We start from the raw sequence: 4259 nt of genomic DNA, 5'->3' as shown, positions 1-4259 counted from the left end.
GGCCCTACGGCCAGGGGTAGCCCACCTGCTCGGGGTCGTACCCTCCGCAGAGCTCGGCGGTGGCGCGGGGGTCGCCCGCGGTCAGCCGCGCTTCGAGGCGCTCGGCCTGCTCCGAGGGGTCGTCCGCGGAGATCGGGAGGGTCGTCAGGAACTGGGCCCAGGGCAGATCCGTCTCCTCCCGGCCGGGGGGATGCCGCAGGATGACGTCGATCCGGTCGGGTTCCAGGCGGGAGGCCCAGACGGCCTCCAGCTCGCACTCCCACCTGGCGAGCCAGTCCTCGCGTCCCCTCAGCCCTTCCTCCAGCAGCGTCGCGACCACTGCCCCCGGCCACTCCCAGCCGCGGTCCGCTTCGGCTCGCAGCACCTCGGCCTCGTACTGGTCCACGGCGAACCGGAACTCCGGCAGGTCGAAGCCCCGCCCAGCCGGGTCGCGCCAGCTTGCCCAGACGACATGCTCTCCGTCCCGACTGACCGTCACGTACAGGGCACTGCAGCACTGTTCCAGGCCACACCCGGATACCGCGAGCCGGACCTCCTGGGGCACGGCCGTGGCATGCAAGGGCCCGCCCCGGCCCAGGAGGTACCGGGGGCCTGATCCGACGAACCGGGGGCCGCCCGACTCCTGGCTGCGGAGGGTCAGTTCGGCCAGGAGGTCCCGGCCGCTGACGACCGGGCGGACCTCCAGGTAGCCCTCCCCGGGCGGTGGGCAGAGGATGTTCAGGTCGAGGATGTCCGGTTCCGTGGCCACCGGCCCATGATCGCGGAGCCTTCCACCGCTGTCATGCGAATTTCACACGGCCCGCGCTCAGGGCGGCGGTTCGGGCCGCCCTCGCCCCTCTCCCCGTCCAGGCAAGGAGTCGCCACCCCACCGTTCGACGCGTGGATGGGGCGCGAACCGTCGTGCTGGCGCTCCGGCGGATGGGGCGACCGGGTTGGTGAACTCCATGCGGAGCGAGGACGGCGCGACCGCCCGTGCACCCGGGCCGGCACGAAGGCGCCCTCCCGATCGCCGCGGAGCGGTCGGGAGGGCGCCCGGTCGGACACGCGGACGGGGGCGTCAGCCCCAGTTGCCCACCAGCGGGATGTCGCCCGGGTTGCCGAACTTCCTGCTGTAGACCACCAGGTCGGAGTTCTCGGCGGCCCCGTAGAAGGTCTGGTCGCCGGGCCGGTAGACGCCGATGGTCTCCTTGCCGGTGCCGTCCCAGTCGCCCTTGACCGGGCGGTCGCCGGGGTTGCCGAACCTGACGCCCGGGCGCGGGTGCTCCGTCTCGTTGGAGTCGTTCAGGTAGAAGGTCTGGGTCTGCGGGTCGTAGACGGCGACGGTGGTGGTGCCGTTGCCGTCCCAGTCGCCGACCAGCGGCTTCCAGCCCTCGTTGCCCAGCCTGATCCGGTACTTGACGGTGGCGTTGTCGTCGGACAGGTAGAAGTACTGGTCGCTGGGCCGGTAGACGCCGACCGTGCTCCGCCCCTGCCCGCTCCAGTCGCCGACCAGCGGGATGTCACCGGGGACACCGAACGGGAAGGTGGCGGCCACGGTGGCTTTGTCGTAGGACAGTTGGAAGGTCGCGGTGTCGCGGTGGTAGACGCCGACGGTGTCGGTGCCCGGCCCGTTCCAGTGGCCCGTCAGCGGGACGACGTCGCCGCCCCCGCCGCCGAACACGGCCTGGCCGGTGTACCAGCCGTTGTGGGCGGCCTGGCCGAAGCTGCCGTCCGACGGCCGGTACACGCCCACCGAGGCGGGCGCCGGCGTGGGCGTGGCGTCGACCACGGCCTTGCCGATCCGCTTCTGCGCCGCGACGGTCAGCGGCACCGTGTTCGGCTGGTCCGGGCCGAGCCAGCGGAAGTTCTGCAGGTAGACGACGCGGGGGTCCTGCGCGGCGATCGCGCGGTACTCGGCGTTGTACGCCGCGATGTCCGCGTCGGTCTTGCCCGAGTAGCAGCCGTCGGCGACCCGGTACGCGTTGGTGGACTCCGGGAAGAGCATCAGGTGCTGGTCCGGCGAGGAGAGGAAGGTCTTCAGGTTCGCCAGCCGCCACTGGATCTCGCCGCGGCCCGCGCAGTAGTGGTCGAAGCCGACGATGTCGACGGTGGACGGGATCGGCGCGCTCTGCTCGGCGTTCCAGTGGTCGAGGCTCATGATCAGCGTCTTGTCCGGGAACGCGGCCCTGATCTGCTCGGCCTGCGTCTGGACCTGGGCGGGGCTGAGGCCGTGCGAGTAGGCCTCGTCCGTCATGTCGACGGCGCCGATCTTGTCGATGTTCGACCCGATGCGCCGCACCAGGTTCAGGAGGTTCTGCGCGGCGTTCGGGTTCGGGTTGACCTGCCAGTCACCCGGCGAGCGCGGGACCACCGTCTCCTGGTTGAGGTCGATCACGCAGGCGGCCGGCAGGCACTGGTCCAGGAACTCCAGGCGGGGGTCCTGGTCGCGCAGGTAGTTGTTGAAGTTGGTCCACTGCGCCACCTCGGGCGCGTGGTTGACGCTGAAGTTCGGCTCGTTGGGGTCCCGGATGTCGAAGAACCCGTAGTAGCCGAGCCCGCCCAGCATGGAGACCCGCAGGTCGTCCGCCGTGGTGACCTGGCCGGCCGCCGAGTGGTGGGCGCCGAGCGAGACGTAGCCGTCGCGGGGCAGCTTGGCGGCGGTGCGGCCGGAGAACACCGTCGTGCCGTTGACCTTGACGGTCGCCTGCTGCCGGTCGCCGGTCGCCAGCGCGGCCGACACCTCGTAGGCGCCGGCCGGCGGGACGGCGGGCAGTGCGGTCGGGGTGCCGCCCTGGAAGAGCGTCAGCCCGCCGTCGGCCTGGACCCGCAGGCCGAGCGCGATGTCCTCGGCGTCCACGGCGCCCGTGCCGCCCGAGGCGTTGCTGACGGCGAGGGACGCCCAGTCCTGGCCGGAGGTGCTGCCGACCACGGGGGTCAGCACGGCGTGCACCGTGTAGGCGCCGCTCTGGACGTCCGAGGTGGCCGGCTTGTTCAGGCGGACGGCCGAGGTGCCCTTGGGGAACGAGAGCACGTTCGGGTGGGCCGGGCTGTTGACCTGCACCGAGTCCGCCGGCGGGTTGAGGGCCAGGCCCTTGACGCCCGACACGGCGGTGTAGTTGGCGGAGATCAGGCTCGGCTGGCGGGCGCCGAGGTCCTGGTTGAGGCCGTGGTCGGCGGTGGCGTTGGGCGCGCCGTCGAAGGTGTCGACGAGCGGCTTGGCGCTGCGGGTGGCGCTGGTGTCGATCCGGCTGACGTTCAGGCCGTGGCCGGCGCCGTCGCCGAAGGTGGTGACGCGGTTCGGGTCGGAGAGGTAGGCGCCGAGGTAGAGGAACTCGCTGCCCGGCCAGCGGGTCACCCCGGCCGGCGCGGAGACGGTGAACGGGGTGCCGTTCACCGTCAGGGTGACGGCGCGGTCGGCGCCGGTGGAGACGGTGAGCGAGACGGCGTACTGCGCCGTCGGCGCCACCGTGCCGGTCCAGAAGGGGTTCTCGCCGCCGCCACCGTGGAAGAGGGCGAGCTTGCCGCCCGAGCTGACGGTCAGGCCGAGGTCGACGTCGCCGCCGGTGACGTAGCCGTTGCTCCGGTGGCTGCGGCTCAGCACGATCGAGCCCCAGTCGGCACCGCCGGTGTCGCCGACGACCGGGTCGATCACCGTCGAGACGGTGTAGTGGCCGGTGTCGTCCGCGACGGCCGGCGCGCCGAGCATGATCGCGGAGACGCCCTTGGCGAACAGCAGCTTGTCGGGGTGGTCCGGATGACTGGTCTGGACGAACCACTGGTCGGGCGCGGTCGAGGTGTCCCAGCGGCCGGAGACCCGGGTGTAGGAGATCCCGTGCTGCCCGGCCGGCGGCGACTGCCGGGCGTCCAGGCCGACGTTCAGTCCGTACAGCGGGTCGGTGTCCAGGGCCGGGTCCAGCCGGAAGGTGTCCGCGAAGGCGCGCGTGGCGTTGAGGTCCACCGGCGTCGGGCCGGACCCGTCACCGGCTGGTGCGCCGACTGGTGCGCCGGGTGATGTGCCGGCGGGTGCGGCGGCCGCCGTGGTGGGTGAGAGGCCGGCGGGCAGCAGTGCCAGCGCGAGCGCCGAGGCGCCCGCGAGCAGTCCGCGGCCCAGGCGTTGAGTGGGTATCACCGAGTGTTCGTCTCCCGGTCGTCGAATCGGCGACGCGGGTGTGCGCCCCCGAGGGGAGAGCGGACACAGCGGTGTCGTACCCCAGCTCAGCGACCTTCCCCCCGGACGGGATCATAGAGGGTGGGTACGAACGGCCGCGCCGGGTATGCCC

At 72.4% G+C, this 4259-nt stretch carries 2 protein-coding genes; both read right to left on the bottom strand.

Features of this window, described 5'->3' with window-relative positions; translation table 11 throughout:
* Positions 1-4 precede the first annotated feature (4 nt).
* Positions 5-748, bottom strand: coding sequence for a hypothetical protein (locus tag ACFU6K_RS32665; RefSeq protein ID WP_380669220.1), 744 nt, complete (start codon positions 746-748; stop codon positions 5-7).
* Positions 749-1057: 309 nt separating this feature from the next.
* A complete protein-coding gene (locus ACFU6K_RS32660) occupies positions 1058-4108 on the bottom strand; it encodes a hypothetical protein (RefSeq protein WP_380669218.1) in 3051 nt (1016 codons plus the stop codon).
* Between the last annotated feature and the right edge of the window lie 151 nt (positions 4109-4259).

This window comes from Kitasatospora sp. NPDC057512, from assembly GCF_042802135.1.
Lineage (GTDB): Bacteria > Actinomycetota > Actinomycetes > Streptomycetales > Streptomycetaceae > Kitasatospora.
The sequence above is the reverse complement of the archived record's forward strand: the minus strand, read 5'-3'. Positions and strand labels throughout refer to the sequence as shown.